Below are 5,706 nucleotides of genomic sequence, written 5' to 3' on the forward strand. Positions count from 1 at the left end.
CGTTCGGTGGTTTTGGCGAGGGGGAAACACCCGGTCCCATTCCGAACCCGGAAGTTAAGCCCTTCAGCGCCGATGGTACTGCATGGGAGACTGTGTGGGAGAGTAGGACACCGCCGGACTCATATTGCTGGAAGGGCCCCGCCGAAAGGCGGGGCCCTTTCTCATTTCTACGTGCCGGTTGTCCGGTTGCCGGCGAAGGCATCCCAGAGGAGTGCGGCGGATTCGGCGGTGTCGAAGAGCGAATCGACGCGGGAGCGGTCGGCGTCCAGGTGGACGAGTTTCTGGATGCCGAGGAACATCGCGACCGCGATCATCCCGACTTCGCGTGACGGGACGACGTCCTTCAGGGCCGTTCCGTCGACGAGCCGCTGGATCGCTTCGGCGGCGAAGGCGGACCAGGATTCGACGTGCGCCAGAAGCTCCTCCCGCAGCCGCGGCGACGTCGACGAGGCCGTGAAGAGTTCCTGGACCGCATCGATGTGCCCCTGGTCGCGGATGTCCCCGGCGTACACCTCGCGGAGGCGGGAGAACAGCTCGGTGGCGTCCGAGCAGGAGCCGAGCGCCTCCCCGTAGCGCTGCATCCGCTCCTGGCTCGTCTCGCGGAGGGCCGCGACGAAGAGCGCCTCCAGGTCCTCGAAGTGGTAGTAGATGACACCCGGCGCGAAGCCGCCCGTCCTGGCGATCGAGCGGGCGGTCGTCCCGCCGTATCCCTCGACGGCGAGCGTCCGGATGGTCGCGTCGAGGATTCGCTTCCTGGTCTCCGCGCGTGGCGGCATGGGTCTAGATCACTTTCCAGGGTCTGACCCCCGCCTCGGCGAGGACGGGGTCGAGCCGGCGCGCGAGCCGGGCCAGATGGTGGCTCGGAACCTGCGGGTACAGATGGTGCTCCAAGTGATAGGTCAGCTCCAGGAACAGCGCGGGGATGACGCGTCCGCGCAGGGTGCGGGTCTGCGTGAGCGGCGTGTCCCCGTAGTGCCGGTGCGGCAGGTGGACGGTCAGCAGCGGGTACACCCAGCTTCCCACGATCATCATGATCGCGTAGACGAGTACCCCCCGCGAGAACAGGACCCCGGCGCCGATCGCCGCGAACGGGACCGCGGCCTCCGCCAGCAGCCAGACCCGCCGGCCCGCCCGGCCGCGGCGGTACGCCCACCACCACAGGCGGACGAGGAAGACCGGGCCGTAGAGGATCGCGCCCAGCATCGACAGGTCGGCGGGATACCCCTCGGGGTCCTCGTCGCTGGGGAACGTCCGATGGTGCTGGAGGTGGGTGGCGCGGTACGCGTGGCCGCTTTCGAGGAGAACCGCGCCCAGCAGGAACAGGGCCCACTCGGTCGCCCGCCTGCCGAGGCCGAGGGACCGGTGGACGGCGTCGTGCGTCGCCGTGACCACCGCGACGAAGATGCCGAAGGCGATGACCGGTGTCAGCCACCACCAGCCCGCGAGCCACGCCAGAACGAACAGGGTGACCCCCGCATATGGCAGGGACAGGGTGAGGGTCCGCCGCGCCCGGGTGGTGACGAGCAGGTCGGAGCCCAACTCGGAGAGCCCGGGGATCGTCGTCATCGCGGCACCGCCGTCCGGTGCGCGGTTCGCAGCGCCTCCTCCGCGACGATGCGACTGCCCATCGCGCACGCGACGGTGCCGAGGCCGGGCCAGGTGGAGTCGCCCACGAGCCACAGGCCGGGCACGCCCAGGGAATGCGGGACGGCGTTCTGGTTGGCGTTGCCCGGTGCCTGGTGCGCACCGCCGACCGCGCCGCCCGGCCGGAAAGCGAAACGCTCGTACGAGCGCGGTGTGCCCACCTCCCAGACCCGTGCGCGCTCCCCGAGCGGAGGGTGGACGCGTCGGGCCAGGCCGACGAGGCGCTCGCCGATCTCGTTCTTGCGGATCTCGTAGTCGGCGTCCGGCAGCCCGGTCCAGTCCGCGAGCCGGGTGTGCGTGGAGATCATCACGGCGCGCTCGCCCGGCGGTGCGCTCTCCGTGTCGCCCTGCGCGGAGACCGAGACGAACATGTTGTTGCCGTCCCCGAGCGGCCGCCCGTAGTCCTGGAGGAGCTGATGGTGGGTGAACTCCTGGCCGGCGACCTCCTCGTCCGGAACCCCGAGGAAGACGACGACCGCCCCGCCCATGTCCTGCTCGTCCCGCTCCAGGTAGGGCCTGAGGGGGCCGGCGAGCGCGGGGACGACGCGTGCGGTCGTCGCGGCGGGCAACGCGCTCACCACCTGCCGGGCGTGGACGACGCCCCGCGCGGTGCGGACCTCGAACGCACCGGCCCGTCCGGTGACCCGCTCGACCCGGCAGCCGACGCGCAGCTGCCCGCCCATCCCGCGGTAGTGCGCGACGAAGCGGCGCCAGAACCCGCGCATGCCGCCGTCCGCGCGGGTCAGCCCCGCGCCGCGGATGGTGACGCTGAGCGCGGCGTTGATCAGCGGGGCACGGTCGACGGTGCTGTGGACGGTGTCCTCCACCAGCATCGACAGCAGCCCGACCAGCGGCGCGTCTCCGCGGAGGCGGTGCCGGACGAGAGCGTCCCCGAGGGTGGTGTTCAGATGGCGGGCGAGCGGGAGCCCGCGCGGGCCGAGGGCCCGCAGATTGTGCAGGGCGTCCGCGGGGCGCCGCATCGGGAGCCGCACACCGGCGCGGCTGGCGTCCCAGAAGACGTCCGCGAGGCGGTCGAGACGCGCCCAGAACGCGCGGTGCCGGGGAGTGTCGCCCAGGGCGCGGAGCCGTTCGCGGTGCCAGGCGCCTGTGTCCCGGTAGAGGGTGATCTTGCGATCGGGCAGCCAGCCGACGTAGCCGGGCAGCGCCTCGCCGGGCACCGGGTCCATCCCGACGTTCTCGAGCAGTTCCGCTCCGACGCCGCCGGGCTCGAAGTCGACCATCGTCGTGGCGCCCACGTCGAAGGAGAACCCCCTCCGCCGGTAATAGCCGGCGCAGCCCCCGACATGCCCGTGCGCCTCGACCACCAGCGTGGACACGCCCGCCGCCTGCAGCCTGGCCGCCGTCGCCATCCCGGCGAGACCGCCGCCGAGCACGGCCACCTCGCACGACGCCGGAAACCGCTCCGCCCTCCGCGGGCGATCGGTCTGAACGCTTGTTCTGAACATAAGTTCAGACTGCGTCCGGCGCCGGGTGCCGTCAATGCGTGGAGGCGGAGAATGGCCGGACGCGGCCTCGGCGCCTCGCAGGGCGATCGGTGCCCGAATCGCCGGGTGAAATCGTCGACGGTGCCCTATCGTCGGGACATGCCGTCGCTGTCGCCTCGTCTCGCCGGGATCGTGGACGCGCTGCCGCTCGCGCCGGGCATGCGGGTCCTGGAGATCGGGTGCGGGACGGGCGCCGCCGCGCGGGCCGTCGCGGCCCGGCTCGGTACCGGGCACATCCTCGCGATCGACCGGTCCGCCAAGGCGGTCGCGCAGACGCGGGCCGCCTCGGCGGACGAGATCGCCTCCGGGCGCATGAGCGTCCGGCAGGCGGCGGCCGAGGAGTTCGAGCCGGAGCCCGGCGAAGGGCCGTTCGACCTCGTGTTCGCGGTACGGGTGGGCGCGCTCGACGGCCGCCATCCCCAGGCCGGGCGCGCGGCCCTGCCGCGCATCGCCGCGGCGCTGGCACCCGGTGGCCGCCTCTTCGTCGACGGCGGCAGCCCCTTGCGGGAGATATCCGTCTGAGCCCCGGTCCGGGGCCGGTCAGCGGCCGAGAGCCCGGTCGAGGGTGTGGGCCCACTGGTTCAGCAGGCGGGCGCGGCGGGCCGAGTCGTCGGTGAGCAGGTCGGCCAGGCCGAGGCCGCGCACCAGGTCCAGGGTCGCCTGGACCGTCTCCCGGACGCCGGGCACGCTCTCGTCGGCGCCGAGCGCCTCGATCGTGAGGCGGTGCGCCTCGCGTCCGACCCGGGCCTCCAGCGGGACGACCTGCGCGCGGAGCTGCTCGTCGGACGCGGCGGCGACCCAGAGCTGGAGCGCGGCACGGAACAGCGGGCTCGTGTACATCTCGCCGAGGAGCGTGACGACGTCCAGGGTGGACGGGCGGCGCCCGGTGAGCACGTCGAGGCGCTCGCGCATCTGCGCCATCCGCACCTCGGAGCCGTACTCGACCGCGGCCGTCACCAGTTCCTCACGCGTCCGGAAGTGGTGCTGCGCCGCGCCCCGGGAGACGCCGGCCCGTTCGGCGACCACCGCCACGGTCGTCCCCGCCCAGCCCACGGAGGCGAGGCGTTCGACGGCGGCCTCCAGGAGGCGCCGCCGGGTCGCGCGGCTGCGGTCCTGCCGCGGTTCACGGGGGAGTGCCTGGGCGGTCATCTGGTCCTCGGCTCGGTGGTCCCCCAGTCAACCAAACGCCCGCCGGGAAAACAATCAAGCGTGATTGATTTTTTGTGCCCGGGCTGGCAGGGTTCAGGCATGAGCCAACCGTTGCGGGTCGGTAACGCCTCGGGCTTCTACGGCGACCGCTTCTCCGCGATGCGGGAGATGCTGGAGGACGGGCCGCTGGACGTCCTGACCGGCGACTACCTCGCCGAGCTGACGATGCTCATCCTCGGGCGCGGCAAGATGAAGGACCCGGACGCCGGGTACGCCGCCACGTTCCTGCGGCAGATGGAGGAGTGCCTCGGGCTCGCCGTGGAGCGCGGGACCGCGATCGTCGCCAACGCGGGCGGGCTCAACCCTCGCGGGCTGGCCGGCGAGCTGCGCGAGCTGGCCGGGCGGCTCGGCCTCAAGGTGCGCGTCGCCCACGTCGAGGGCGACGACCTCCTGGCGCGGGCGGCGGAGCTGGGGTTCGCCGATTCGCGGTACGGGGCGCCGCTGACCGCCAACGCCTACCTGGGGGCGTGGGGGATCGCCGAGTGCCTGCGCGGCGGCGCCGACGTGGTGGTGACCGGCCGGGTCACCGACGCCTCGCTGGTGGTGGGCCCGGCCGCCGCGCATTTCGGCTGGGCCCGGGACGACTGGGACGCGCTGGCAGGCGCGACCGCGGCCGGGCACGTCCTGGAGTGCGGGGCGCAGGCCACGGGCGGCAACTACGCGTTCTTTGAAGAGATCTACAACGTAAAGGCACCGGGCTTTCCGGTCGCCGAGCTCCACTCCGACGGCTCCAGCGTGATCACCAAGCATGACGGCACGGGCGGCGCCGTGTCCGTGGAGACCGTCACGGCGCAGCTGCTGTACGAGATCGGCGGCCCGTACTACGCCGGTCCGGACGTGACGACGCGCTTCGACACGATCGAGCTGAAGCGGGACGGCCCGGACCGGGTGCGCCTCAGCGGCGTCAAGGGGCTCCCGCCGCCCGCGACCACCAAGGTCTGCCTGAACCACCTCGGCGGTCACCGCAACGAGGTGACCTTCGTGCTCACCGGGCTCGGGATCGAGGCCAAGGCGGAACTCGCCAAGCGGCAGCTCGAGGCGGCCCTCGGCGACGCCCCGCCCGCACGCGTCGAATGGACGCTCATCGGCACTCCCAAGCCCGACCCCGCCACGCAGGGGGCGGCCACGGCACTGCTGCGCTGCGCCGTCCTGGACCCGGACCCGGAGAAGGTCGGCCGCGCGTTCAGCGGAGCGGCCGTGGAACTGGGCCTCGCCGGCTATCCCGGCTTCACGATGACGTCCCCGCCCGGGAAGGGCGGTCCCTACGGCGTCTACTCGCCCGCTTACGTCCCCAACGAGGCGGTCGGGCACGTGGCGGTCACGCACGACGGCGAGCGCGTTCCCATCC

General features: G+C 72.8%; 6 protein-coding genes and 1 rRNA gene. 3 read left to right on the forward strand and 4 right to left on the reverse strand.

What is annotated here, in order from left to right; translation table 11 throughout:
• Positions 1 to 2: 2 nt before the first annotated feature.
• Positions 3 to 119, forward strand: a 5S ribosomal RNA gene (gene rrf, locus E1281_RS36630).
• Between the two features lie 48 nt (positions 120 to 167).
• Here rrf and E1281_RS36635 read toward each other — a convergent pair.
• Genes E1281_RS36635 through E1281_RS36645 form a run of 3 tightly spaced genes read right to left on the reverse strand, consistent with a single transcriptional unit; the run spans position 168 to position 3,038 of the window.
• Positions 168 to 776 carry a TetR/AcrR family transcriptional regulator gene (locus E1281_RS36635; protein WP_131884295.1) on the reverse strand — a complete coding sequence of 203 codons (609 nt, stop codon included), beginning with the start codon at positions 774 to 776 and terminating at the stop codon, positions 168 to 170.
• A gap of 4 nt (positions 777 to 780) precedes the next feature.
• Positions 781 to 1,566 carry a fatty acid desaturase gene (locus E1281_RS36640; protein WP_131884296.1) on the reverse strand — a complete coding sequence of 262 codons (786 nt, stop codon included), beginning with the start codon at positions 1,564 to 1,566 and terminating at the stop codon, positions 781 to 783.
• Complete coding sequence (locus E1281_RS36645; RefSeq protein ID WP_207943722.1) at positions 1,563 to 3,038, reverse strand: NAD(P)/FAD-dependent oxidoreductase; 1,476 nt, start codon at positions 3,036 to 3,038, stop codon at positions 1,563 to 1,565. Before E1281_RS36645 ends, E1281_RS36640 begins: the two co-directional genes overlap by 4 nt.
• Positions 3,039 to 3,248: 210 nt before the next feature.
• Between E1281_RS36645 and E1281_RS36650 the strand changes: the two genes are divergently transcribed.
• Positions 3,249 to 3,671, forward strand: coding sequence for a class I SAM-dependent methyltransferase (locus tag E1281_RS36650; protein ID WP_131884298.1), 423 nt, complete (start codon positions 3,249 to 3,251; stop codon positions 3,669 to 3,671).
• Between the two features lie 18 nt (positions 3,672 to 3,689).
• Here the strand turns inward: E1281_RS36650 and E1281_RS36655 are convergent, their stop codons facing one another.
• Positions 3,690 to 4,298, reverse strand: coding sequence for a TetR/AcrR family transcriptional regulator (locus tag E1281_RS36655; RefSeq protein WP_131884299.1), 609 nt, complete (start codon positions 4,296 to 4,298; stop codon positions 3,690 to 3,692).
• Between the two features lie 99 nt (positions 4,299 to 4,397).
• Here E1281_RS36655 and E1281_RS36660 point away from each other — a divergent pair.
• A partial coding sequence (locus E1281_RS36660; RefSeq protein WP_131884300.1) for an acyclic terpene utilization AtuA family protein occupies positions 4,398 to 5,706 on the forward strand: 1,309 nt, incomplete at its 3' end.

The organism is Actinomadura sp. KC345, from assembly GCF_004348515.1.
Classification (GTDB): Bacteria; Actinomycetota; Actinomycetes; order Streptosporangiales; family Streptosporangiaceae; genus Spirillospora.